Genomic DNA, 26414 nt, shown 5'->3' on the forward strand with positions numbered 1-26414 from the left:
TAAAATGTTAAAGCAAAGTTTAGTTGCCTATCTTGTGCACCGCTATTTACGCTTTAATAAGGCGCAACCTTTCATTTCAATTACCGCAATTTTAGCATTTTTAGGCGTTAGCATTGGCGTTATGGTGCTAATTGTTGCAATGGCTTTAATGAATGGTTTTGATAAAGAATTTGAACGCAAATTATTTATTATGAATTACCCCATAACGATGGTAAGTGCTGGCTTTGATAGCCCAAATGAAGAGCTTTTAGCAGATTTAGAAAATAACTTTAAGCATCTAAAATTTAGCCCTTTTATCCAAACACAAGCCCTATCAAAATCTAATGATAGCATTGAAGGAGCAGCCGTTTTTGGCGTGGATTTTGCGCGAGAGAGTGCAATTAATCCTGTATTTAGTGAAGCCTTGCTTGCCACAGAGCGTAATTTTGAAAAAAGGCTTGGTGAAACCTACGCACCCAAAACTTTTCAAATCATCATAGGCAAAACACTTCAAGAGCAGTTTCACTTACATTTTAACTCTAATTTACTTTTGATTTTTACGCAATTTAGCCCAACAGCAATAAGTCTAACCCCCACAATGAAACGCTTTAATGTCGTGGGAGTGTTTAATTCTGGGCTCGTTGCTTATGATAAAAGCTATATTTACACAACCCTAGACGCCTTACGCACAATCAAAACAATGCCACAAGGCGTGTATGATGGAATCCATATCTACTCTAAAAATCCCCAAAAAGATATTATCGCTTTAAAAGAAAAATATCCTTATATGCATTTTGTCGGCTGGTGGGAACAAAATGGCAATTTCTTTGCAGCTTTAGAACTAGAAAAGCGCGCATTATTTATCGTGCTTATGCTAATTATTCTAGTAGCATCTCTTAATATCATTAGCTCACTTTTGATGACTGTGATGAATCGCAGAAAAGAAATTGCCCTACTTTTAACAATGGGGACAAGCGCAAAAGAAATTAAAAAAACCTTTCTCTATTTAGGCAACTTTATTGGAATTAGTGGAATCCTAGTTGGTGGAATCTTGGCAGGTATCATTCTTTTTATTCTCGCAAACTTTCCTATTATCTCTTTGCCTGCTGATGTTTATGGTAGCGATAAACTCCCTTTAGATTTGTCTTTAATTGACTTAGCCTCTATTCTTATAGGTTCTTTTATTATCGTGTTTTTATCCTCATACTACCCGGCAAAAAAGGCAACGCAAATTGATCCCTTGCAAGTTTTACGCAATGAGTAAGGCTTGCAAAAAATTTGAAAAAATCTTCATAGAAATCACAAATTTTTGCGGTTTAGATTGTAGTTTTTGCACACCAAAAAAGGAAGCAAAAGTTACAATGCCACTGAAGCTTTTTAGCAAAATTGCACAAGAAATCTCCCCCTATACAAAACTTTGTGCCTTACACATTTTAGGAGATCCTTTAAACATCAATCCCTTAAAAGACTATTTAGATTCCGCGCAAGATTTAAACCTTGATATTACCACAAGTGGTTTTTTTCTAAATACACACAATATTACTCTTTTATTAACACATAAAAATATCCACCAAATCAATATCTCTCTAACAAGCGCACTTTATCAAAGGCAACCCGTAGCATTAGAATCCTATCTCCAAAAAATCCTAGAACTCTGTCAAAAACACCAAGCAATGCAAAGTGAAAAGTTTATTAATCTAAGATTATGGAATCTAAAACCAAATCTCACAGCACCACAGCGCAATACGCGCATTTATGAAGCCTTGCAAAAACATTTTAATCTATCCTCCATATCTCCACTTAAAACACGCCTTGCTTATAAAATCCACTTAGTTGGCGCACCTTTTTTTGACTGGGTAGATACAAACAATCTAGAAAAACAAACAAAAGGATTTTGTTATGGAGCTAACAAACAACTTGGAATCCTTTGCGATGGCAGAGTTGTGCCGTGCTGTTTTGATACCCAAGGTGCTATCACGCTAGGAAATCTACAAAAACAAAGCTTTATAAATATATTAAACTCTAAACGCAGAATAGATTTGGTAAATCATTTTAACAACAACAAACGCATTGAAAGCTTCTGTCAAGCTTGTAAATATCCAGAATACCTTAGAAACAAAGCGCCTTAAATACGGAATCCAAAATACCAAATCCGATTCCAACTTCTAGTATTCTACATTCTTACAAAATAACTTAGTCTTTTAGAATTTTAAATTTTCCAAATAAGAAAAGACAACCTAAAATTGCAAGCTTACTTCCTTGCTATCTGTAAAATTTAAAATTCTAAAAGGCTTATTTAAAAATGAAGAGAGAAATAATTATAAAGCTACCCCAAAAAAAAAGGGGGGGAAGCTTTTAGAATAACGCAGTTGCTACAAATCCTAAAGCAACGCTAAATACGATTGCTAAAACGCCCGGCAATAAGAATGCGTGATTAAACACATATTTACCAAGTCTTGTAGAACCTGTATCGTCCATTTGAACTGCACCTAAAAGTGTAGGATAAGTTGGAAGCACAAAAAGTGCTGAAACTGCTGCAAATGAAGCTACAAGCATATAAGAATCTCCCGGATTTGCCGCTGTGATTCCAAGTGCCGCAATAACAACTGGAGTGATAGCTTTTGCAGTCGCTGCTTGAGAATAAAGAAGCATTGCTGCAAAGAAGAAAATAACAGCTAACAATGAAGGAACAGCTTTTACCCAATCTCCAGCCAAAGTTTTAATTTCTTCTGTATAACCACCTACAAATGTGTTTCCAAGCCAAGCTACACCAAGAACACACACACAAGCTACCATGCCTGATTTAAACACGCTAGTATCAGCGATTTTACCAGTTTCTACTTTGCAGAAAATTACAATAAATGTTGCAACTGCAAGCATAAAGCTCATAATCGCCGCATCTCTAGGAACAATAACATTTTCAATCAAAACTGGCTTACCACCAATTTTTGAAATAGCTGTTGCATAAAGAACAACCAATAAAACACCAACCAAGAAGATTCCAACAGAAAGTTTTGCACCTTCTTTAAGCTCCATATTTTGCGCACCAACTGCAGGCTTAACTAAACCTTGAGCCAATCTCTCTTGATACACTGGATCTTTACTTAGGATCTTTACTTAAATCAAGATTTAAGAACATTGTCATCACAAACGCTGTTAGCATACAACCAATAAATGTAGTTGGAATCCAAATTCCAAGCAATAGCGGGTAACTCCAACCAAGTGGCTCTAACACACCTGTCATATAAACAACAGCAGCACTAACAGGGCTTGCAGTAATTGCAATTTGACTAGAAACAACCGCAATAGAAAGTGGAGCTGATGGCTTAATATTTTGCTCTTTTGCAACTTCTACAATAACTGGAATCATTGAAAACGCTGTATGCCCTGTCCCAGCAAGTAGAGTTAAAACATAAGTAACTGTTGGAGCAAGATAGTTAATATACTTTGGATTAGAGCGTAAAATTCTCTCTGCAATCTGCACCAAATAATCCAATCCTCCAGCAAGCTGCATTGCCGAAATTGCAGCAATAACTGACATAATAATCAAAATAACATCCCAAGGAATGCTACCAGGCTTCATTCCTAATGCTAAACCTAAAATTACAACACCAATTCCCCCAGCATAACCAATTCCGATTCCACCTAGGCGAATACCAACAAAAATCGCTCCAAGTAAAACGATAACTTGAAGAATTAACAGAATATCCATTTATTATCCTTACTTTTTATTTTTTAAGACTTAAGCGTCTCTTTTCTTTTTCATTTGTGGATTTAGCATATTTTTAGGATCCAAGATTTTATCAATCTCTTCTTTTGGTAAATACCCTCTCTCCAAACAAATATCCCCTACAGCCTTACCAGTTTGCAATGCTTCTTTTGCAATACTTGCAGATTTTTCATAGCCAAGCACTGGGTTAAATGCAGTTACAATTCCAATAGAATTTAGCACAGATTGCTTGCAAGCTTCGGCATTTGCAGTTAGGTGTTTTACTGCTTTTTGTGCCAATGTTTTCATTGCATTTTCTAAAATCACTAAAGAATTAAAGAGTGCATAAGCAATTCCGGGTTCTACTGCATTAAGCTCAAACTCCCCTCTTTCACTGCAAAGCATTATTGTTGTATCATTTCCAATCACTTCATAGCAAGCTTCTTGCACAACTTCGCAAATTACAGGATTTACCTTTCCGGGCATAATAGAACTTCCCGGTTGCATTTTTGGCAAATTAATTTCGCCCAAACCACATCTAGGACCAGAATTCATTAAACGCATATCATTTGCAATTTTGTTTAATCTCACTGCTGCTGTTTTTAATGCACCACTTACAAAAACAAAATCCGCTGTATCTTGCGTTGCTGCGATTAAATCCGCTGCTGGTTTATACTCTACACCAGTAATTTCTTTTAATTTTTTCTCTACAAGATTCTTATAATCTGGGTGGCAGTTAATCCCTGTTCCAATTGCTGTTGCGCCCATATTTAAAGTCTCCATCACGCTTCTTGCATAAGTCAATCTCTCAATATCAGTCTTAATGTAAGTAGCAAACGCATTAAATGTATTTCCTAAAGTTGTAGGAACAGCATCTTCAAGCTCTGTTCTACCCATTTTAATCATATCTTTAAAATCTTTTGCTTTGATTTCAAGCTCATTTTTCAACTCTTCCATAGCTTTTAGCAAATCGCCTAATTTCGCGTGTGTCGCTACTTTAATAGAGCTTGGATAAGTATCATTTGTAGATTGCCCTAAATTTGTATGATCATTTGGGTGAAGGTATTGATACTCACCTTTTTTATGCCCCATACTCTCTAATGCGATATTTGTTAGCACTTCATTAACATTCATATTTGTAGAAGTCCCCGCACCACCTTGGATCATATCCACAACAAATTGATCAATAAACTCGCCAGCAATTAGCCTATCGCACGCTTTTATAATTGCGTCTGCCTTTTGTGCATCTAAAACACCTACTTCCTTATTTGCAAGTGCTGCTGCTTTTTTAATTTGCGCAAATGCCTTAATAAAGAAAGGGTAATCCTTCAACTTCCTTCCACTCATATGGAAATTTTCCACAGCTCTAAAAGTTTGCACTCCATAATAGACATCATCAGAGATTTCTAACTCACCGATAAAATCGTGCTCTTTTCTAGTTCCCATGATAGACCTTCCTAAAGAATCTGAATTTAAAGATTAACTTATGTAATCTTTATGAAAGCGATATTACTCTTATAAAACTTATTACTTTTTGATTTATTATATTTAATATTTAATTTTTAGTTTTAAATTAGATATTATTTAAGATTCCTTTTTTACGCTCATAAAACACAATTCCACCTGTTACAAAAGTCGCGCATAAAATCCCCAAAGGATACGCAAGCATTACCCCAATAAAACCATAAAAACTTGGCAAACTCACCACAAAGAGCAATGCAAAAACAAGCGTATAAGAAAATGTAATCATAAAAGAGCTAAGCGTTCTTTGAATAGATTGGAAAAATATCGCACTTACAATATTTACACCCAAAAGTGCGTAGCCTAAAAAATATAACCGCATAGAATCTTGCGTATCTTTTAGTAAATTTATATCGCGCATTACAATATCATCTGGTAAAAACCAACTCACTAAATATGGAGAGCATATATAAAATAATCCATACAATACGATTCCACCTGCTAAACTAAAGAGCAAGCCAAATTTAAAAATCCCTATCACTCGTCCCATTAGCTTTGCTCCATAATTAAAGCTAGCAATAGGCTGCACGCCTTGTGCCATTGATAAAAGAATTGTAAAAGGTATGATTCCAACATACATAATCACACTATAAATTGCCAATCCCCTATCCCCAGCAATATCTGAAATTGTATGGTTGAAAATCAACATCATTACACTAACACTCACTTCAGAGCTACTTTGTGGGATTCCATTTTTTGTCGCGTTTAAAAGCGCGTATATATTAAAAGAACGCACCAAAAACAAATCGCCCCTTTTGCGTAAAAAATGTTGTAGCAAAATACACATTCCAATGCCGTGTCCTAAAAGCGTAGCTAAAGCGCTGCTTGCAATCCCAAGCTCTAAAATAAATAAAAAAATATAATTTAATACAATATTAGAAACCGCCCCCACCACCATTGCCACCATTGCTAAAACAGGCTGTTTATCATTAATAGCAAAAATATCAAGCATAGGGTGCAATACAATAATAAACACCCCTAAATAAATCACTTCTGTATATTCTCTAACAAAAGGTAAAAGCTGCTCACTGCTCCCTAACATTAAAGCAATAGAATCGCTAAAGATATATAAAACGATTCCACCTATCACACTTGTAACAAGAGCGAAGTAAAACACAGAGCTAAACACAACTCTTGCGTGCAAGGCTTTATTTCGCCCTAAAAAATACGAAGCCATTGTCGCCCCACCAACACTAAAGAGCAACTCAAAAGCAATAAGAACTGGAAAAATAGGCCAAGCAATTCCAATTGCCGCAAGCGCGTTTTCACCTAATTTTTTACCCACAAAAATGCCATCAATAGTAGAATAGCTTGAGAGTGCTAGCATAGCAATAAGTGCGGGAATAAAATAAGAAAAAAATAATTTTGGGATTCCAAGTGTTTTTAACTCTTCTTTAGATTTTTGTGATTTTTGCGCAGATTGCGCCATTACTGCCCCTATAATATCTTTAAGATTCTAAAATTTAAGGCGAAATTGTAGCATAATTAAAATTCTTAAATTAATCATTAATGCAACAATGTTACTTTATTTATCGGGATCTCGGTTGTAATGTTAGCATTATTTATAACAGGGTGTAGCCAAAGAGAAGATTTACAAAGTTATACAAATAACAACAAATATTCTAAATCTCTAAGTCCAAAAGAGTTTTAAAACAATATGGTGGGCTGTATGTGTTAAATAAAGAATATAGAGATTTTATTAAAGAGAATTGAAAAAACTTGACAAAAAGAGAGAATAAGTGCAAAATGCAATAAAGGGAATGAGTGATGAATAGTATAGAAAATACACAAATAAAAGAGGATTTTTATAAAACAATGCAGTAGGCAGACTCCAAGACCATAGAATACCAACCATCCAAAGAGATATAACTTCCCTGAATATTTAAAAAAATAAATAGAGCGATATACAAAAGAGTAAATGCACACTCTTAAAAACAAGAAAATAAGTAAAAAAGTATTTTCTCGACCAAAAAAGAGAAATGTAAAATATTTAATAAGGTTCTGTATAGTTAAATGATAGTTCCATTTTCTTGATTACGAGATATATGTTTTTATGCAAAGCTAAATAATCCTTATACCTTAATTTTATATTCTCTTAGAGACAAAATTATATTTAGCTACTTTACTTCTTCATGTATTTATTTCTGTTTCATAGAGCTAAATAAAAGCGTGATTCTATAAATACCAAATATAACTAAGATTTTGATAATAAATTTAAATGCCATTAATATGCAACATATTTTAGTCTTCTAATCTTAGCAATTCAAAAAGCTACTATAAAAACTCAAATACAGTATAAAGCTTTTGCATTTTTGAAACATTTTTTACTTTTTTGTAAAAAATTTGCTTACTTTTTTAAAAATAAAGTTTCCTTTTGATAAAATTAAAAGTTTTTTAACGCTTTATTTAAAGTTTTATACTTTCTTAGGAGGAAATGATGGCAGAAAATGTCAATCGTAGAGACTTCCTTGGTATGACTCTAGGGGCTGTTGCAGCTGTTGGTGTTGGCGCATCACTTGTTGCAATGAAGTCTTCTTGGGATCCATTGCCAAGTGTTGTTTCAGCTGGATTTACAACCGTTGATTTAAGCAGTATGCAAGAGGGAGAATATCGTCAAGTAGAATACAGAGGGACACCTGTGTATGTTATTAAAAAAACCACAGCAATGCAAAAATGCGAACAAAGAGATGTGATTGTTGGGGAATCAAGCTTTAGTGTAGGGATTCAAATCTGCACGCACTTAGGCTGTATCCCATCTTATGATTCTAATTCCACAGAATTTCACTGCGCTTGCCACGGAGGACGCTTTGACGCCTGTGGAAGACAAGTTTTTGGACCACCTCCAAGCCCTATGGTGATTCCACCTTTTAAAATTGATGGAACAAAATTAGTGTTAGGCGAAGAAGGACCAGAGTATTTAAAACTCATTGGAAAAGCATAAGGAGTAGCGTATGGCGCAAATTCAAAAAGCAAATGGCATTATTGATTGGCTAGATCAAAGACTAGCAGTTAAGCCTTTAATGAAAGTCTTAATGACAGAATATTGGATTCCAAAAAACATCAATTTCTTATGGGCAATGGGTGTTGTTTTGGTTGTTTTATTTACACTTTTAGTAGTTTCTGGGCTATTTTTATTAATGTATTATAAGCCTGATACCAAACTTGCCTTTGATAGTGTAAATTACACGATTATGCAAGAAGTTGCATATGGTTGGTTTTGGCGGCATTTACACGCTGTAAGTGCTTCTGTGTGTTTCTTAATCATTTATATCCATATGTTTGTTGCAATTTATTATGGTTCTTACAAAAATGGGCGTGAGATGATTTGGGTTACAGGAATGGTTCTTTTTGGATTATTCTCCGCAGAAGCATTTAGTGGCTATATGCTACCTTGGGGACAGATGAGCTACTGGGCAGCAGCAGTTATTACAAACCTATTTGGTGGAATCCCTGTAATTGGACCAGATTTAGTAGTTTGGATTCGTGGTAACTTTATCGTTGCTGATGCAACTCTTACAAGATTCTTTATGCTACATGTCGTTTTACTTCCTGTTGTGATTATGCTTGTGATTGCTGTGCATTTTTATTCTTTAAGAATTCCACATGTTAATAATATGTATGGTGAAGAGATTGATTTTGAAAAAGAAGCAGAAAAGTTCAAAGCAGGCAATAAAAAAGAATCTAAAGTAATTCCATTTTGGCCTATGTTCTTATCTAAAGATTTCTTTGTAGCAAGCTTCTTTTTAGCAATTTTATTCTATCTCACTTGCTACCATTATAGCTTTGCACTAGATCCTATCAACTTTGATCCAGCAGATCACTTAAAAACACCGCCACACATTTATCCAGAGTGGTATTTCTTGTGGAGTTATGAGATTTTAAGAGGATTTTTCTTTAGCGCGGATTTAGGGCTTATTGCATTTGGAATTGCTAATGTTGTCTTTATCTTGCTTCCTTGGTTAGATCGTAGCAAAGTCGTAGCACCAGCACATAAACGCCCGGGCTTTATGATTTTCTTTTGGCTATTAGTTGCAGATATGATTATTCTAACAATTTGGGGCAAACTCCCTCCAACAGGTATTAATGCCTACATTGGCTTTGCAGCAACAATTGTATTTTTAGCATTATTATTTGTATTCTTACCAATCATCACTAAAAGTGAAGATAAGAAGCAAGCATAAGGAGTAGGCGTATGAAAGAATTCTTAGCATTAATTATTGTTGCAGTTATTACAGGAATCATTTATTGGGGTGTAGAGCCTTTCGCACACGGACAAATGTATCCAGAAGTTGCCCCAGCAGACTATACTTTTTCAGATTTAAAACCTCTTGAAGTAAGCGAAGGCAATATCGCAAATGGTAAAGAGTTAGTAAGCACAAACTGCACCGCTTGCCACTCTATTAAAAGTGAAGGATTAGAATCTCCATTTAGCCCAGAAGATGCAGTGGCTGCTTATGGAGTGCTACCACCAGATTTATCTTCTGCAGGATTAATCTATGAGAAAAACTTCCTATCAAATGTGATTAAAGATGCAGCAGTTGCCACAAAACAAACACATAAATATGATGGCACACATCCAATGCCAGCGTATAATTGGATGAGTGATCAAGAAATTGCCGATATGGTTGCATATCTCCAAAGTATCGCCCCAAAAGAGCTTACAAACAAAGAAGTCTTTATCGATGCTTGTGGGCGTTGCCATAATGTGCGTTATGACAAATGGCAAGCAGATGGTGGCGTTACAACTTATTTAGGCGCGAAAGTCCCAGATTTATCAATGATGATTCGTAGTAGAAATATGGAATATCTCCATAATTTCATCAATGACCCACAAAAGATTCTACCCGGCACTGCAATGCCGCGCGTTGGTTTAACACAAAATGCAGAAAATCAAGTGATTGCCTATATGGAATCTGTTGGGGATAGCAAAAAGGCAGAGAGAGAATCTCTAGGTTATAAGCTTGTTATCTTTATGGTATTTATGGGTATTATCGCATACCTATGGAAGCGCAAAATCTGGAAAGATGTGCATTAATCTAAACCTTTAAAGCAAGGGATTCCTTGCTTTAACTCTCTTAATCATATAAGCCCTTTAGCTTAGGATTGACTCTAATCTTATGCTCTATATCAATCTTAAAAACTTTTTCTACAAATTCTAAATTTAGCTTTAGTGTGTCTTGTGTTTTTGTTAAAATCACGGAATCTCGGACATTTTTTTGCACCACCTTATAAGCATAAAACCCCGCCAAAAATGCAGAATATAACATACAAGAATTGTGGCTATAAGTTGTTATTACCACGCTTTGACTACTTAGCGCATAAAGCATTTTAAAATACTCATAAGTCCATAAATGATGATTTTTTAAAGGGCTAAAAGGATCTTGAAAAATCACATTAAACTTTTCTCTTTTACCTTGTTGTATCTCTTTTAAAAAACCTTTTAAAATCTCCCTTGCGTCCCCTAAATGCAACTTAATATTAAAATTCCCTTCCTTAAATGCACGCTTCTTTTCTAAAACACATAACACTTCTTTTGCTCTTATTAATTCTTTGGGATAAGGATGTTCTTTTAAGTTTTCTAAAAACTCTAATTCCGGGGAATCAACACGCACCATTCCACTAAATCCACACTCTTTAAGCACGGAATACAAACTTAGTGTATTAAATCCAAGCCCAAAGCAAATATCAAGCACATTTAGCGTTTTAGATTCTAACTTTTTAAAATCTAACTTTAGAGCAACTGCTGGTAAAATATGCTTATGGAGCGTCTCTTGCAACGCACCATCATTTGCATTATGATAAGCTTCATTAAAACGCGCGTTATAAAGCGTTACACTTGTATCATTTGTGAGAATTTGCATTTTTTATCTTCTTTAGTGAAAATTAACGGATAATTTTATAGAATTTCACCTATTATTATCCAAAAAGTGTTGCAAAATAGCCACGAATAGAGGGAACAAATGGGGTTTGCAGATTTTTTTAAAAACTTCACTAAAGAGGAAAGAGCCTTACCAAAGGAAGCTCCGAGCCACTGGGTTAAATGCCCGGGTTGTAACGCGCTAATGTATTATAAAGAAGTTATCGCCCAGCATTACACCTGCCCAAAATGCAATTTTCATATGCGCATAGGCTTACAAGATAGAATTGCTTTAATGTGTGATGAGGAAAGTTTTGTAGAGTTTGACAAGGATTTAAGCCCTAATGATCCACTGGATTTTGTGGATAAAAAGAGTTATAAAAAACGCGTGGAAGAATACGCCAACAAATGCGGTCGCCCAAGCTCCATTATAAGCGGAGAATGCACAATTAATGGCATAGGAGCGCAAATTGCACTTTTTGATTTTAATTTTATGGGTGGCTCGCTTGCTTCTGTGGAAGGTGAAAAGATTGTGCGCGCTATCGCAAGAGCCATTGAAAAAAAACAAGGGCTTATTATTGTAAGCGCTAGTGGCGGTGCTAGAATGCAAGAATCCACTTATTCTTTAATGCAAATGGCAAAGACTTCTGCAGCACTTAATACGCTAAATCAAGCAGGATTGCCCTTTATCTCTGTATTGAGCGATCCCACAATGGGTGGCGTTAGCGCTTCTTTTGCCTTCTTAGGCGATATTATTATGGCAGAACCGGGTGCAATGATAGGCTTTGCTGGAGCTAGGGTTATCAAACAAACCATTGGGGCAGATTTGCCACAAGACTTTCAAACAGCGGAATTTCTACTAGAACACGGATTAATTGATATGATTGTCCAACGCAAAGATATGAAAAAAACCATCGCTCAAATTTTGGAGTATTTTACAGCGCAAGCTTAAAATTCTATGATAAAAATTAATATTTATTATATTGCTAAAAATAACAAAGATTTAAGCGACACTCTTTGTGGTGAGTTTGCCACCCTTTGTCTAAGTTTTGGCGCAAAGGTGGAGTTTATCAATCTGTTTTCAAAACACATAAAAGAAAGTCAAAAACAAGAAGTGCTAGAAGCACAAAAGTCTTACACGCAAGCTTTCTTAAAGGTTATAAAGCCAAATACCTATAAAATCGCCCTAACTCCAAATGCTAAGACTTTAGATTCCTTTGCATTTGCAAAGATTTTGCAAGACAAAGGGGAAATTGCATTTTTTATCGGTGGTGCCTATGGGCTTGAAGATTGCTTTATCCAAAGTTGCAACACACAAATTTCACTCTCACCACTGACTTTTAGCCATAAAGTTGCCAAAATTGTTTTAAGCGAACAAATTTATCGTGCGTTTTGCTTGCTTAATAATCATCCATATCACAAATAAAAGGGAAGTTATGAAACTAGAGGAATTGGGAAATTTTAAAAAAATATTATTACAAAAACGCCAAGCAATTTTGGATAATAACCTAGAACATCTCCAATCAATGGAACATATACGCGATTTGTCTTTTGATGAAGCCGATCAAGCTGCAATGCATATGAAAAACACGCTAGATAGCTCTATTTTTACACGCCATAATACTGAACTTGAATATATTGACTCTGCTCTTACCAAAATCGAGCAAGGCTCTTATGGAATTTGTGAAATGTGCGATGAACCCATCGCAAAAGAACGCTTAAAAGCAAAACCACATGCAAAATATTGTATAGTATGCCGAGAAATTATAGAAAAAAGCTCAAAGGATTAATATGAAGTTTAAATATTACATTGTCGCACTCTTTGTCTTTATTGTGCTTTTAGGGCTTTATGTGTATAGCCTAAGTGGTGAGAGTTATACCTTTATGATTCCATTTAGCACAAAAAGCATCACTCTGCCTGTGGCAGTTTGGTATATCTTGCCAGTTATTGCATTTTTTATCATCGTTGTTTTTTTGGAAATAGGTGGAGCATACAGAATGTGGCGCAAACGCACAAAATACAAAAACGATTACAAAATTCTGCTTGAACAACTAGAAAACCAACTTTTAGGCAAGGATTCCACACTTAAGCAACCCACAATGAACCGCTATAAATCACTCTCCATTGTGCTAAACAACTTAACTCTTGATGTAAAAGAAGGTGTTGCGCTAAAAAGCGGGGAAGCTAGAATAGATGAGCTCATTGAGCTTTTAGGAAATTTAAAGCGCGGAGAGTATGTAAATTTAAAAAAGTTTAATCCTAGCGATAAATCGCCATTTGTGCGTCAAAACACGCTAAACCAAATCCAGCACGATGAAAAATTTGCCACGGAAGTGCTAAAACGCGCAAATTTTGATGAAACTTATAAGCGTGAAGCTTTTAAAAAACTGCTTGAAAGTGATAATTTAAAAGACATCAAACGCTTCGTAAGTGAAGTCAAATTTAATAAAGACTTAGCGAATGTTGTGTTGGGAATGTGCTATGCTAAAAAAATGGATTTTGATAACACAGAAGTTGCCAAACTTTGCGATGAAGTGGGATATAGCAAACAAGATTATTTATTGCTTGCCCAAAAAATGAAAGAATGTTACGAACCTGCAAGTTGGGTAAGTTTATTTGAAGAGCTAGCAAACAAGAATGAAAATGCTGAGGTTGCGTATTTCTATGTTCTCTTGGAACTTGAAATGATAGAAGAGGCAAAAGAACGCTTAAAAGCACATCCAGAAAATGAACTCTTAAAAGTGCGTGCATATTTAGACTTAAAAAGTCTAGGCAAGAAATATCCGCTTGAATTATTCTTGCTAGATTAAAATAGACTCCATAATGGAATCTATTTTATTCCCCATATCCATATTTTTCTACAATAAAGTCAATATCCTTATCTCCCCTGCCACTAAGATTTACTAAAATCTTTTTACCCTTTAACTCTGGAGCAATTTTTAGCGCATAAGCAACAGCGTGGCTGGACTCAATTGCTGGGATAATTCCTTCATTCTTGCTTAACTCAAAAAATGCATCAATGGCTTCTTTGTCTGAAATTGTCGCAACTTTTGTTCTTTTAATTGCATTCAAATAAGCATGTTCTGGTCCCACACTTGGATAATCAAGCCCGCTTGCCACGCTATATACAGGTGCTGGCTCACCATTAGAATCTTTAAGTATTATAGAATTAAATCCGTGCATTACGCCTTCACTTCCGTAACTAAGGCTTGCTGCGTGCTGCCCTAGCTTACTGCCTAAACCTAATGGCTCTATTCCAACAAGCTCCACACAATCATCAATAAATCCGCTAAAAATCCCCATAGCATTGCTTCCGCCACCCACGCAAGCTGTTACAATATCTGGTAACTCTCCTGTCATCTCCAAAAACTGCTCCCTAGATTCCACACCAATAATCGCTTGAAAATCACGCACCATTTTAGGAAAAGGGTGTGGTCCCACTACAGAACCAATGGCATAAATAGAATTATCTAAATCTTGTAAATATGCTTCAAATGCAGAATCTACAGCTTCTTTAAGCGTTTTTGCTCCAAAACTTACAGGAATAACCTTTGCTCCTAAAATCTTCATTCTAATCACATTTGGATGCTCTTTTGCAATATCAACTTCACCCATATGGATTTCACACTCTAGCCCAAAATACGCCGCTGCTGTTGCAATTGCTACCCCATGCTGCCCTGCCCCAGTTTCTGCAATTAGCTTCTTTTTGCCCATAAATTTAGCAAGCAACGCTTCTCCCATACAATGATTAAGCTTGTGTGCGCCGGTATGATTTAAATCTTCTCTTTTAAGATAAATCCCTGCTCCTCCATATTTTTTCGTTAAATTATGTGCAAAATAAATCGGTGTTGGACGCCCTTGAAAATGCTTTCTAATCTTACGCAATTCTGTGATAAAATCACTATTTTGCGCAATCAAATCATAGGCTACATTAATCTCATCCATTGCCTTTTTCACTGCATCTGGGACAAAACTCCCACCAAATTTTCCAAAAAAACCTTCAGCGTTTGGATATTCCTTTAAATACGGCTTTTGTTGCATTTTTTCTCCTTCATATTTTTTTCTTGGTGGTTAATTTCATCATCCAGCTGTTACTCCAACCAAATAATACTAAGATATAAAATGCTTTACGCACTTCAAAATACGATTCTCCATTAACAAACTTAAAATCCCCAAAAAACATTACAAAACATACAATAAATAATAAAAAAACATTAAAATATTCATAAGAATCCATTGTTCCATAACGCTTAAAACAATAATATCCCACAAAACAAAGCCCAAGACAAAGAAGCCCTAAGTCTATGTAACCATAAATTCCACTTTTAAAAAAAGGAGTAATCACAAACCCAAAAAGTGCACAAACAATTACATTAAAACTTGGCTGTGTGAGTTGTAGAATCTTTCCTATGGCACTTTTATCAAAACTCAAATTTGCAAGATAGATAATAGCAGGAAACAAAATAAAAAAACAATAAAATGTATAATCTGTGACAATCTGATAAAGATTTTTATAAAAAACATTCTCATTATTTAAAGCAATAGAATCTTTTAGTGAAAAAATATCCAAAAATACGCGCTTTAGTAAAAACATTTCACTATAAAGCAAAAACAAAAATACACACAGCACAATTCCAATAGCCAAACTATATACCTTTGGCAAATGGCTAATATAAATGCGCACAATGTTAAAAATCGCCACAATCACACTACAAGTTAGCAGAATAATTCCAATATTAAAATACACTCCAAAAGGCTGCGTTGTTAAACGAAACATTTGCCCAAACTCATTAAAATAGCTTGTTAAAACTAACATTAAAATTGTAAAAAGCCCAAGCACAAAATACAAAGAAGCAAACACAAGATATGGAACAGTAATTTTACGCATTTTTAACCTTTATGGATTTTTTTGAAAATACCCATCAACACCATCAGCAATTCCTATTGCAAGAGCTTTTTGATATGCACTTTGATTAATACGCTTACCTTCTTTTGGATGTGTGATATAGCCTACTTCTAACAAAACAGATGGCATTAATGCACCCACAAGCACCCAAAATGGACCTTCCCTAACCCCACCATCTATCACTTGCTGATATTTTCCACGCAAAGATTGAAGCATTCCATATTGAATATCAATAGCAAGTTTATTAGAAGCAACAATGCGTTGTGTGTTTAATGTATTTAAAAAAGATTGCTTAGAAAAATAATTCATTCCTTCTGTATCGTCTTTATTCTCCAAAGCAGCCACCTTTTTAGCGCGCTCACTTCTTGCAGTTGAAAGAAAATAACTCTCCACGCCTTCAAATTTTGCTTTATTTTCAGCAATAGCATTTGCGTGGATAGAAATAAACAAATCCGCATTTTTATTATTGGCAAAACTTGTCCTTTGACGCAATCCAATAAACACATCTTTTTGACGCGACATAAAAACCTTATAACCACGCTTTTTTAGCTCATCGTTTAAATATTTTGCAACCTTTAGAACAATAGTTTTTTCACACACTTTTTCAACACCTATCGCACCACAATCCTTACCTCCATGTCCGGGATCTACAACGATAATTTTATTCTTGTTTGTGGTAGCTCTTTTTTGAGATTGATTTATTTTAGATTCCACATTCTGTGTAGATCTTCTATCAAAAAGAGAGGCAATAGAAACATTATCTGATTGTTTTTTTAAATTTGGAATCCTAAAACTCGCACGCTTTTTATTAATATCTAAATCAATTTTTGCACTCTTTGGAAGGGAGATTACAAGACGAACTTTATCCTTAGAATTTTGCGCAATCTTAATGCTTGCATCATCTTGAAAATCAAACACCTTTGCAGAACCTAGCAATTGCGCATTAATATCATACACATAACGCACTATACCTTTATTCTCTAACACAAAACGCTTAAAAAAACTTTCTTTAACATTTTCATTAAAATCTAGCGCAATTCCATTTTGCAGCTGTTTAGCAGTTGTTATTTTTAAGTCTGCAAAAAGTAGCGTTGAAAACAAAAAAAACGCAATAATTAGGCGTATCATTGACTTAATTCATTAATAATTTCTTGAACGCTTTGGATTTTTTCTATTTTATATCCATTTGCCCCAGTAAAATACAAGCCATTTTCTGGATCTCCCAAATATCCATCCCCCAACCCATCAGCAATACAATAGCCCACTTTCTTTGCCTCTTCACCCCTATGGCAAGGTGCGACACAATTGCTAATGCAAGCAACCTTAGGTGCTTTTCCCTCTCTTAAGCCCTTAATTACTCCTGTAATCACTGCGCGCGCAGGATAGCCAACAGGGGATTTGATTAGCTCAATATCTTCTTTTTTTACCTTTGGCATTAGCGTGTTATAATAGCTTGCATCACACTCTTTAGCCCCTAAAAATCGTGTTCCCATTTGCACGCCACTTGCTCCAAGATTCATAATATTATCAATATCTTTTCTATCCCAAATTCCACCCGCGGCAATTAGTGGAATCTCTCCCCATTTTTTACTCTCTTCTAGCACTTCTGGTACAATGGCTTCAAGTTGATGTTCAGGCTTAAAACAATCCTCATAGCTCACCCCTTGATGCCCCCCGCTTAAAGGACCTTCCACAATAACTGCATCTGGGATTCTTTTATATCTCCCTTCCCATCGCTTACACAAAATCTTTAACGCCTTAGCCGATGATACAATAGGAATCAAAGCCACATTTGGAAAATTGCTTGTAAATTCTGGCATATTTGTAGGTAATCCAGCCCCTGTAATAATCATATTTGCCCCAGCTTCACAAGCATCTCTTACCACGCGCCCATATTCGTTAATCGCATATAAAATATTTGCCCCCAAAGGCTTTTCCCTACAAATTTTTCTTGCATTTTTAAAAATCTCAAATAAAGATTCTCTAGAATAAAAATTTAGCGTATCAAAGGGCCGATTTTTAATTGCCTTTTGGATAAATGCACTTTTTTGATAATATCCTGTCCCCACACAAGAAACAATCCCCATTGCACCAGTTTTTGAAACACTTCCGGCAAGTTTATCCCAGCTAATCCCAACTCCCATTCCACCTTGAAAAATAGGAATCTCAATTGTGTATTTACCGATTTTTAGTGGTTTTAGCGTTGTATTTAGCATAAATTTCCTTTATTTTATGATGACTTTTGCAAACTTGCGCTTTCCAATTTGCAAAATATACTCACTCTCTTGCAAATTCAATTTAGAATCTTCTACCTTCTTGCCATTTAGCTTTAATGCGCCTTGCTTAATTGCACGCAATGCTTCAGAATTAGAATCACAAAGCCCACATTCTTGAGCTAATTGTGCTATCCAAATTCCCTTTTCTTTAGTAAAAACTGGAATATCGCTTGGCAATTCATCTTTACTAAAAACTCTTGCAAATTCTTCTTTGGCGGCATTTGCAGCATTTATATCATAATAGCGCGCAATAATTTCTAAAGCTAAATTCTCTTTTACAACTTTTGGGTGCAACTCCCCTTTTTCAACACCTTGTTTTAATTCTGCAATTTCTTGCAAGCTCTTTGTGCTTAAAAGCTCATAATACCGCCACATTAAGGAATCTGAAATACTTAAAATTCTCCCAAACATTTCTTTTGGTTCTTGCGTAATTCCTACATAGTTCCCTAAACTTTTACTCATTTTATTCACACCATCTAAGCCTTCCAATAAAGGCACCATCACCACAGATTGTTCTTTTTCTAACCCATAAGCACGCTGTAAATGTCGCCCCATAAGCAAATTAAACTTTTGATCTGTGCCTCCAAATTCAATATCACAATTTAACGCCACAGAATCATATCCTTGTAAAAGCGGATAGAAAAACTCCACAATACTAATAGGGCTTTGAGCCTTAAAGCGTTTTTCAAAATCATCACGCTCTAACATTCTTGCTACTGAAAACTTTGCTGCAAGCTCAATCATTCCACGCGTTCCTAAGGAATCTAACCAGTTAGAATTAAACACAATCTCCATTTTAGAAGCATCAAGCACCTTATAAACTTGCTCTTCATAAGTTTTTGCATTCTGTAAAACTTGCTCTTTACTTAGTGGTTTTCTTGTTTCACTTTTACCTGATGGATCGCCAATCATTCCTGTAAAATCTCCAATGAGAAAAAACACCTTTGCGCCATATTTTTGAAAAGTGGCTAGCTTTTGTAAAAGCACTGTATGCCCTAAGTGCAAATCCGGAGCCGTTGGATCAAATCCTGCTTTTATCGTGTAAGTTTTACCTTCTTTAAAATAATTTGTAACAAGCTCTTTAATATAATCAAAGCCTATAATCTCTTGCACTCCGCGTTCAATCTCTGCTAATGCTTCTTTGATTTTAGATTCCACACTCATTATTTCTCCCTTAGTTTGCATACGCATCTTTTAATGCATACACATCAATAATTTTATAATTGCTACCAAGCAAACTTCTAATAGCCTTTAAATCCGAAACGCTACTTTCAAAACGCACTTCACAATGTGTTGCATAAGTACTTTTTTGAGAGCCTAACTCAACACCTAATACATTAATATCGTGCTTTGCCAAAAAAGTTAAAAAGCTTGCAAGCACGCCTTTTTGATTTTCCAATGCTACAATAAGCTTGTAAATTTGTAGCTTATCTTCTAACCAATCCACATAAAGCATTTTCACGCCCTTTTGAATCTCTAAATAAGCTCTATCGCAAAGCTTGTGATGCACAAACGCCTTAGAGCCATTTTTAAAAGCAATAATAGAATCACCAAATTTTGGATGACAGCAATAATCAAAAACTGCTTGATTAATTGTATGATTTGTTTGGATTACAAGATTATCAAAATGCAATTCTTTAAGCTTTAAAATCCTAATTTTAATCTGCTCTAAAAACCCAGCATTTTGGCGATAATTGTTTTTAATACGATTTTTAATATCTTTAAGATAGCTAATATCCGTTGTTGCACGATAAACCATATCTTCTAAATTATTTTGCACAATATAGTTTTCAATCTCTTCAGCACTCTTGCCAAAAATTGTCGCAAGGATATTAATAGCACTTTTGCGTTCAATTTCTTTGATTCTGCTCGCACAATTCATCTTTAATTGACTCTTTGCGCGTGAAGTTTTAACAGCATCCATCCAAGAACAACGCAAAATCGTATCTTTTGCAGTAATGATTTTTACAATATCACCACTCTTAAGCGTTGTTAGAAGCGAAGTTTTTTGATTATTAACATAGGCTTCTTTTGCGCGATTCCCAACTTCTGTATGCACCGCATAGGCAAAATCAAGCACCACAGCACCAATGGGCAAGGAATAATTATCCCCATCAGGGGAAAACACAACAATATCCTCTCTGTATAAATCATTTTTCACAAGCTCATAAAATTCTTCAACAGAGTTATTTTGGAATTGCAATTTATTAAGCCAATCTAAACTAGGACCGCTATTTCCCCCTGTTTTATACTTCCAATGCGCTGCGATTCCATATTCCGCACTTTTGTGCATATCTTCTGTGCGGATTTGCACTTCAAAAATTGCAGAATCGTCAAAAAGCGTGCTATGGATTGTTTGGTAACCATTCTCTTTTGGCAATGCAATATAATCCTTAAAGCGCGACATAATAGGCTTGAAACGCAAATGCAAAATCCCAAGCGCGCGATAACACTCTAAAGGTGTTTTAACAATCACACGAATGGCTAATAAATCTAACACCTCATCAATAGAAATCCCCTTGCGTTGCATTTTTAGATAAATAGAATAATGCCGCTTCACACGACTTGCAATCGTAAAATCCCCCTCTGGAATCCCGCCTTGAATTAAACTTTTTTTAACCTTTTGAATAAAAGCATTAAGTTTTAATTGAATAGTTTGTTTATGGCTTTTAAAATAGCTATCAATTTTGCGATAATCTTCTGGAAAAATATAATAAAAACTTCTATCCTCAAGCTCATTTTTAAGCGATGAAATTCCAAGTCTATGAGCAATAGGTGCATAAACTACAAGGGTTTCTTCTGAAATTCTCCGTTGTTTGTTTGGCGCAAGCGCTGAGAGCGTTAGCATATTATGCAGTCTATCACAAAGCTTTACCACAAGCACACGCACATCTTTTACAGAAGTGATTAGCATTTTTCTAAAGCTTAGCGCTGCAACAACTAATTTTTCATTAGAATGTGAAGCAGGGAGCTCTTCAGCGCGGATTGCAACAATCTTTGTTAGCCCATCAACCAAAGATGCCACATCTTCGCCATAATCACGCTTCACATCTTCAAGTGTGTAATCTGTATCTTCCACCACATCGTGTAAAAGCGCGGCACATACCATAACCTCATCGCCACCAAAATGCGAAACAATGCACGCCACAAGCAAAGGATGCACAATATAAGGCTCTCCGCTTTTTCGTTTTTGTGTTTTGTGTGCTTCTGTGGCAAAAGCAATGGCATTTTGAATATTTGGTGTCATCTCCACCATAGAATACAACAGCTCTAATGCCACCTTTGGGCTAGAAATCTCCGCAACTTGTTCTAAAAACTTCAAATTCTGCCTTGAGATCTCTTTTTAAAAATCCTTAGCTTGTAGCTCTTCAATTTTATCTAAGCCAATCTTACCTTCAGCAACTTCAAGCAATGCAATATCAGAAAGCTTGCTAGTTTTTACGCTTTTGCTTACAAGCGGTTTTGCACCACGACTTAACTCATCAATTCTTGCAAATAAAATATTTGATAGCAAATATCTATCTCCATTTACTTGTTCTAATGCCATTGCAGCAATTTCTTCAATTCTCATTTTCTATTCCTTTATAAATTAATTAAATACCTTTGAACATACTGCGCAAGAATCACCTTGAATTACTTTTAATAAATTTCCTTCACGCAACATATTACACACTACAATAGGCAAGCTATTATCCTTTGCTAAAGCAATAGAGGTATCATCCATTACTTTAATATTATCTTGCAATGCCTGTTCATAACTGATTTTCTCTAGCATAACCGCATCGCTAAATTTCGCAGGATCTTTATCATACACGCCATCAACCTTTGTAGCCTTAATAATCATCTCCGCTTCAATTTCAATTGCACGCAATGTCGCTGCTGTATCTGTTGTAAAAAACGGATTCCCCGTTCCTGCTACAAAAATCACAACACGCCCTTTTTCTAAATGTCTAATTGCACGACGATTAATATAACTCTCGCACACTTCTTTAATCTCTAAAGCACTTTGCACACGCACATCAATACCATAATATTCCAATGCTTCTTGCATTGCTACACCATTAATCACCGTTGCTAACATTCCCATATGATCACCACTTGTGCGACGAATCAATCCACCTTTTGACGCACTTACGCCACGCACGAAGTTACCACCACCAATTACGATTCCAACTTCAATCTTATTTTCCACAAGCGTTTTAATCTCGCTTGCTAGATAATCTAAAATTTTACTTTCAATCCCAAAGCCACTCTCACCAGCCAACGCCTCTCCTGAATACTTAACCAAAACGCGCTTTGCCATTTGCTTTGCCTTTACTTTAATAATTACTTAAATCCGCAATTTTAATCAAAACTTACTTAATAATCGTGTAAATTTCTAAAATCACTTGCCAATTTCATCATTTTTTTGGCGCAATTTTTGAATTTGTGTTTCTTGTAGAATATATGCTTTTTGTAAATGCAAGCTAGGACTACCCTTATCGGAATCCTTTTGTAAATCTCCTTTTAAATTGTCCTTACTTAAGCTTTCAAATTGTTCAAAATGCTCTTTTGCTCCTGTGTTTTCAAAGCGCAAATCCCCTAAATTCTTAGAATGCAACTCTTTACTTAAAGAATCCAAATGGCTTTTTAGATTCTTTTTTAGCTCTTTTTGCAAGGGAGTTTCTAACGCTTCTATATCTTCTGTTTTCTTTGTTTTTTCAAGCTCTAAGGTCTTATTGGATTCCATTTTCTCATCTTTAGATTCCTTATCTAGCTCCGCAGAACACGCCCCAAATAAAACAACAAAACACGCAATTAATAACCGCAAAACAAAGCCTTAAAAAACAAATTTTTATTAAAATTCTATCCATTATCTGCTTTATTTTTGTTACTTCTTGTTGCTTTCAAGTTTTTTAGGTTATATTTATCCATTTACAAAAAGGACTCCAATGTATCCCCTAAATCTCCTAGAAGAAGAGCTTAAAAGCAAAGTGGCAGCTGATTTTTTCAGCCCAAACCCACAAAGTGAAAATATCAAACTAGACAAAGAGCAAAAAACCCTACTAAAAACGCTAGATTCCACGCAGATTCTAGGGCGGATTGATTTTTGCATAAGCTACAACGCAAAGACACTTTTCCAGCCTATAAACTTTTTGTGGGCAGAAGCCAAAAAGGGCAATAAGGCAGATATTATAGAATCTTTTATCCAGCTAATCCTAACCATAGGCAAGGAAAAAACCTATGAAAACAATCTCCCACCCATTTTCTTAGGAGCGCTCGATTGTGAGAGAATAGCCTTTATCCCCTACCACGAGCTAGATTCTATATTCACACAAAATGACTTTAATTGGAATGTAACCCCAAGTAACCACGACACAAAAGAGTTTAAAACACTCCACACCAAAACAAAAGAGCTTTTAGAATCTAAAAAATTGCAATTTAACTTCAAAAGCGACTATAAAGAATTGCAATCTTTCATACAAGCAAATTTCACGCTAAATAATGAAAACATCGCCAAAATCCCCATAACCAAAAACAACTTCACTACCATTTATCAAAAGTGGCTTACAAGCGTAGCCCCTAGCATTGGCATTGATTGGAATCTTGCTAAAAACGCAGGGATTTTAGACGCAGATTTCTACCTAGCAGATTTACTAAGTGCTGAAAATCAAAGCCTACTAGATAAACTTTTTGTCGTGCTAAAACAAACACATTATGAGTTTAATAAAACCACCACATTTATGGGGACACAGCAAAAAGATACCGCAAGTTTTAATGATGATCAAAAAGCCCATACAGCCTTTTGGAATCTCTATGAACGCCCACCAAAAGAAGAGTATTGGAGCTACATTATAGATAGGCGAGACTTGCTAGTGCCTAGCGACATCAGGGAGCGAAAGGGGGCGTTTTTCACCCCGCAAATTTGGGTAGGCAAAGCCCAAAGCTACCTAGAAAAAGCCTTAGGTGAAAACTATCAAAGCGAGTATTATATATGGGATTGTGCCGCAGGCACAGGCAATCTACTTACAAACCTTACGGAATCTCACAAACTCTATGCTTCTACCTTAGATAAAGCTGATGTAGAGATTATGCAAGAGCTTTCAAGTGAAAACGCCCTGCACCTACTGCCAAAGCATATTTTTCAATTTGACTTTTTAAACGATGAGTTTTTTGACAAACCTTGTGATAAACACGCTAAAAATGGACTAGATTCTAAATGCCCTCATTGCGTAGAATCTAAACTACCAAAATCCCTGCAAGAAATTCTAAAAAATGAAGCAAAACGCAAAAAGCTGATTATATTTATCAACCCACCCTATGCAGAGGCAGCAAGCACCAAAACAACTACTAGCACCAACAATCAAAACAAGACAAATGTCAGCAATCAAACTTTAATTTCTCAACGATATATGGGAGATTATGATAAATCTGTTAGAGAACTTTTTGCCCAATTTTTTATTAGAATTAACGAAGAGATTCCACACTGCATTCTTGCAAGTTTCTCAACGCTTAAATATGTCAATGCTAGTAATTTTGTAAAATTTAGAGAGAAGTTTAAAGCTAAATTTTTAAGGGGATTTATCTGTCCAGCCTATACCTTTGATAATGTCAAAGGCAACTTCCCCATAGGCTTTTTGATATGGGATTTAAGCAGGGCGGAATAAGGCTTAAAAAATTTTTGCTAAAATTCAAGCAAAAAAAGGAGTAGAAAATGACTTTGATACTAGAAAATGTAGATTCTAAACTTTTGCAAGTGATTGAAAGCCTAAAGGGCTTAAAAAGTGATTTAAAGATTACAAAAGAGCTAGAATCTAAAAGCGATTTTGAAAGTGTAAGAGAGCAGTTACAAAGCAAGTTACAAGACCCAGAGATTCGCTCAGTATTTGAAAGGCTAAAAGATAAATGAGATATTTAAGCTTACAAGAAGTGCAAAAAATCCACGATGATATGCTAGATGAAATAGGCGGACTAAAAGGGGCAAATCCTAAGCAAATCGCCCTTTTAGATTCCGCACTAACACAAATCCAAAATGATGACTACTACCCAAGCTTTATAGACAAACTTACGCATTTAATGTTTGCCTGTGTGAAGTTCCACCCCTTTGCAGACGGGAATAAACGCACCGCATTACTTATAGGCGATGCATTTATAATGCTCAACCACAAAGCCACACCAAAGGACTTTTACCAAAAGCTAGAAGATGTAATTGTAAGCGTAGCAAGTGATACGATAAGCAAAGATGAGTTAGCACAGATTCTAAGTGCTATGCTAAAAGGCGTTCAATGAAAAAGAGCATAACCTTAGATATTTTTGATGAAAATGGGGCGAGTTTAGGGAAAAAGCGATTCTATCCAGCACAATCTACAAAAAACAATCTTAATCAATGGCTAAAAAGATTTATAGATACAAGCAATGAGCAACTATGTGCGATTTGCTGCAAGGGGACAGATTTTCAAAATAATAATTTCTGCAATATCAATTTTTGGGATTCTATTAAAGGGGTGGGAAATGCAAAAGGAATCACAAAATTTAAAATCACACCAAATAATCTTATCCCAACAAGCATTTGCTTCTCCGTCCGTCATTGTATCAAAGCCACTTGGATAAATGATAGAGATCAATTCCTAAGCCCAAATACAAAATGGGAAAAGGACACAGAGTTTCATAGCGACTGCCTTATTTTTATGCTTTTTCACGGACAAAATAGAATCACAAGCAAAGAGGGCATAAACCACTTTATCCCCTTTAGTGAAAAGGAGCTTGGCGCAGCGGAAGCCTTTGACTCACACTTTATGCAAGACTTTTTGCAAGGCAAAATCAAGCAAGATTCTAAAAGCACCGATAGTAAAAGTCTCTTTAACGATGAGCTAGAATCCTCGTTTATCCCCACAAAGCCGCTAGAGTTTAGCGATGAAGCAAAAGAAGTGCTACAAGCAGGAAAAGAGATTTTCAAGCACTACCACGAACAAACACGAGATTCTAAAGACTACAACCCAAATGCCGCACTCTATGACATCAAAGCCCACTTTCAAGGCTTTAATGATAAAGGCAAAATGAACCCACCGCAAAAAGCCCAAGATGAAACCTACAAAGAAAGATTAGGCACACTCAACTATGCCCTAAAAAACTTAGCCAAAAAGATAGAAGCAAAGGTGTATGAATACGGCTTTTTGCTCCCATAA

The 26414-nt window shown here is 35.6% G+C and carries 25 protein-coding genes and 1 pseudogene; 13 read left to right on the plus strand and 13 right to left on the minus strand.

All coding sequences use genetic code 11. From position 1 onward, the window contains the following. The first annotated feature begins 4 nt into the window (after nt 1-4). Nucleotides 5-1243, plus strand: a complete 1239-nt coding sequence (locus IP358_RS05975) for an ABC transporter permease (RefSeq protein ID WP_040498548.1) — start codon at nt 5-7, stop codon at nt 1241-1243. Continuing rightward, nucleotides 1236-2108, plus strand: a complete 873-nt coding sequence (locus tag IP358_RS05980) for a radical SAM/SPASM domain-containing protein (protein ID WP_006802678.1) — start codon at nt 1236-1238, stop codon at nt 2106-2108. Before IP358_RS05975 ends, IP358_RS05980 begins: the two co-directional genes overlap by 8 nt. 226 nt (nt 2109-2334) lie before the next feature. Here the strand turns inward: IP358_RS05980 and IP358_RS05985 are convergent. The 3 genes and pseudogenes from IP358_RS05985 to IP358_RS05995 all read right to left on the minus strand — a co-directional run bounded on the left by IP358_RS05985 (nt 2335) and on the right by IP358_RS05995 (nt 6638). After that, a pseudogene (locus IP358_RS05985) lies at nt 2335-3691 on the minus strand (anaerobic C4-dicarboxylate transporter). 30 nt (nt 3692-3721) lie between these two features. Further along, on the minus strand, nt 3722-5134 hold the full coding sequence (locus IP358_RS05990; protein ID WP_006802680.1) for an aspartate ammonia-lyase: 1413 nt from the start codon (nt 5132-5134) through the stop codon (nt 3722-3724). 127 nt (nt 5135-5261) lie between these two features. Beyond that, nucleotides 5262-6638, minus strand: coding sequence for an MATE family efflux transporter (locus IP358_RS05995; RefSeq protein ID WP_006802681.1), 1377 nt, complete (start codon nt 6636-6638; stop codon nt 5262-5264). A 1008-nt stretch (nt 6639-7646) separates the two neighbouring features. Here IP358_RS05995 and petA point away from each other — a divergent pair. The 3 genes from petA to IP358_RS06010 are packed head-to-tail and all read left to right on the plus strand — an operon-like array spanning nt 7647 to nt 10244. Continuing rightward, a complete protein-coding gene (petA, locus tag IP358_RS06000; protein WP_006802682.1) occupies nt 7647-8150 on the plus strand; it encodes a ubiquinol-cytochrome c reductase iron-sulfur subunit in 504 nt (167 codons plus the stop codon). A gap of 10 nt (nt 8151-8160) precedes the next feature. Then, nucleotides 8161-9390, plus strand: a complete 1230-nt coding sequence (locus tag IP358_RS06005) for a cytochrome b (protein WP_006802683.1) — start codon at nt 8161-8163, stop codon at nt 9388-9390. 11 nt (nt 9391-9401) lie between these two features. Continuing rightward, nucleotides 9402-10244 (plus strand): c-type cytochrome, encoded by an 843-nt coding sequence (locus IP358_RS06010; RefSeq protein WP_006802684.1) that lies wholly within the window; start codon nt 9402-9404, stop codon nt 10242-10244. Between the two features lie 40 nt (nt 10245-10284). Here IP358_RS06010 and IP358_RS06015 read toward each other — a convergent pair whose 3' ends face one another. Beyond that, a complete protein-coding gene (locus IP358_RS06015; protein ID WP_006802685.1) occupies nt 10285-11070 on the minus strand; it encodes an MnmC family methyltransferase in 786 nt (261 codons plus the stop codon). A gap of 99 nt (nt 11071-11169) precedes the next feature. Here IP358_RS06015 and accD point away from each other — a divergent pair, with 99 nt between their 5' ends. Genes accD through IP358_RS06035 form a run of 4 tightly spaced genes read left to right on the plus strand, consistent with a single transcriptional unit; the run spans nt 11170 to nt 13877 of the window. Beyond that, nucleotides 11170-12018, plus strand: coding sequence for an acetyl-CoA carboxylase, carboxyltransferase subunit beta (gene accD, locus IP358_RS06020; RefSeq protein ID WP_006802686.1), 849 nt, complete (start codon nt 11170-11172; stop codon nt 12016-12018). Nucleotides 12019-12024: 6 nt separating this feature from the next. Further along, nucleotides 12025-12492 (plus strand): 23S rRNA (pseudouridine(1915)-N(3))-methyltransferase RlmH, encoded by a 468-nt coding sequence (locus IP358_RS06025; protein WP_006802687.1) that lies wholly within the window; start codon nt 12025-12027, stop codon nt 12490-12492. Between the two features lie 10 nt (nt 12493-12502). After that, a complete protein-coding gene (gene dksA / locus IP358_RS06030; RefSeq protein ID WP_006802688.1) occupies nt 12503-12856 on the plus strand; it encodes an RNA polymerase-binding protein DksA in 354 nt (117 codons plus the stop codon). Nucleotide 12857: 1 nt separating this feature from the next. Beyond that, nucleotides 12858-13877 carry a hypothetical protein gene (locus tag IP358_RS06035; RefSeq protein WP_006802689.1) on the plus strand — a complete coding sequence of 340 codons (1020 nt, stop codon included), beginning with the start codon at nt 12858-12860 and terminating at the stop codon, nt 13875-13877. Between the two features lie 25 nt (nt 13878-13902). Here the strand turns inward: IP358_RS06035 and trpB are convergent, their stop codons facing one another. The 9 genes from trpB to IP358_RS06080 all read right to left on the minus strand — a co-directional run bounded on the left by trpB (nt 13903) and on the right by IP358_RS06080 (nt 23059). Then, nucleotides 13903-15108, minus strand: a complete 1206-nt coding sequence (gene trpB, locus IP358_RS06040) for a tryptophan synthase subunit beta (RefSeq protein WP_006802690.1) — start codon at nt 15106-15108, stop codon at nt 13903-13905. Between the two features lie 10 nt (nt 15109-15118). Next, on the minus strand, nt 15119-15955 hold the full coding sequence (locus tag IP358_RS06045) for a hypothetical protein (protein WP_006802691.1): 837 nt from the start codon (nt 15953-15955) through the stop codon (nt 15119-15121). 9 nt (nt 15956-15964) lie between these two features. Then, nucleotides 15965-17101 carry an N-acetylmuramoyl-L-alanine amidase family protein gene (locus IP358_RS06050; protein ID WP_006802692.1) on the minus strand — a complete coding sequence of 379 codons (1137 nt, stop codon included), beginning with the start codon at nt 17099-17101 and terminating at the stop codon, nt 15965-15967. Next, complete coding sequence (locus IP358_RS06055) at nt 17098-18189, minus strand: nitronate monooxygenase (protein ID WP_006802693.1); 1092 nt, start codon at nt 18187-18189, stop codon at nt 17098-17100. The genes IP358_RS06050 and IP358_RS06055 overlap by 4 nt, the downstream gene beginning before the upstream one ends. 9 nt (nt 18190-18198) lie before the next feature. Beyond that, a complete protein-coding gene (gene tyrS / locus IP358_RS06060) occupies nt 18199-19413 on the minus strand; it encodes a tyrosine--tRNA ligase (RefSeq protein WP_006802694.1) in 1215 nt (404 codons plus the stop codon). A 10-nt stretch (nt 19414-19423) separates the two neighbouring features. Continuing rightward, a complete protein-coding gene (locus IP358_RS06065) occupies nt 19424-21571 on the minus strand; it encodes a RelA/SpoT family protein (protein ID WP_006802695.1) in 2148 nt (715 codons plus the stop codon). 21 nt (nt 21572-21592) lie between these two features. Beyond that, nucleotides 21593-21820: a DNA-directed RNA polymerase subunit omega gene (locus tag IP358_RS06070; protein WP_006802696.1), complete on the minus strand. Its 228-nt coding sequence runs from the start codon at nt 21818-21820 to the stop codon at nt 21593-21595. 18 nt (nt 21821-21838) lie between these two features. After that, nucleotides 21839-22552, minus strand: coding sequence for a UMP kinase (gene pyrH / locus IP358_RS06075; protein WP_006802697.1), 714 nt, complete (start codon nt 22550-22552; stop codon nt 21839-21841). A gap of 81 nt (nt 22553-22633) precedes the next feature. Then, nucleotides 22634-23059, minus strand: a complete 426-nt coding sequence (locus IP358_RS06080) for a hypothetical protein (RefSeq protein WP_006802698.1) — start codon at nt 23057-23059, stop codon at nt 22634-22636. A 121-nt stretch (nt 23060-23180) separates the two neighbouring features. Here IP358_RS06080 and IP358_RS06085 point away from each other — a divergent pair, with 121 nt between their 5' ends. From IP358_RS06085 to IP358_RS06100, 4 genes are read left to right on the plus strand one after another with little or no spacing between them, the layout of a single operon-like run. Further along, the gene (locus IP358_RS06085; RefSeq protein ID WP_006802699.1) at nt 23181-24896 is read left to right on the plus strand and encodes a hypothetical protein; all 1716 of its coding nucleotides are present in this window, start codon (nt 23181-23183) and stop codon (nt 24894-24896) included. A gap of 47 nt (nt 24897-24943) precedes the next feature. Beyond that, complete coding sequence (locus tag IP358_RS06090) at nt 24944-25138, plus strand: hypothetical protein (protein ID WP_006802700.1); 195 nt, start codon at nt 24944-24946, stop codon at nt 25136-25138. Continuing rightward, complete coding sequence (locus tag IP358_RS06095; RefSeq protein WP_006802701.1) at nt 25135-25518, plus strand: type II toxin-antitoxin system death-on-curing family toxin; 384 nt, start codon at nt 25135-25137, stop codon at nt 25516-25518. The genes IP358_RS06090 and IP358_RS06095 overlap by 4 nt, the downstream gene beginning before the upstream one ends. Beyond that, nucleotides 25515-26414: a hypothetical protein gene (locus IP358_RS06100; RefSeq protein ID WP_006802702.1), complete on the plus strand. Its 900-nt coding sequence runs from the start codon at nt 25515-25517 to the stop codon at nt 26412-26414. The genes IP358_RS06095 and IP358_RS06100 overlap by 4 nt, the downstream gene beginning before the upstream one ends.

Origin of the sequence: Helicobacter winghamensis ATCC BAA-430 (genome assembly GCF_028751035.1) — a bacterium.
Classification (GTDB): Bacteria; Campylobacterota; Campylobacteria; order Campylobacterales; family Helicobacteraceae; genus Helicobacter_D; species Helicobacter_D winghamensis.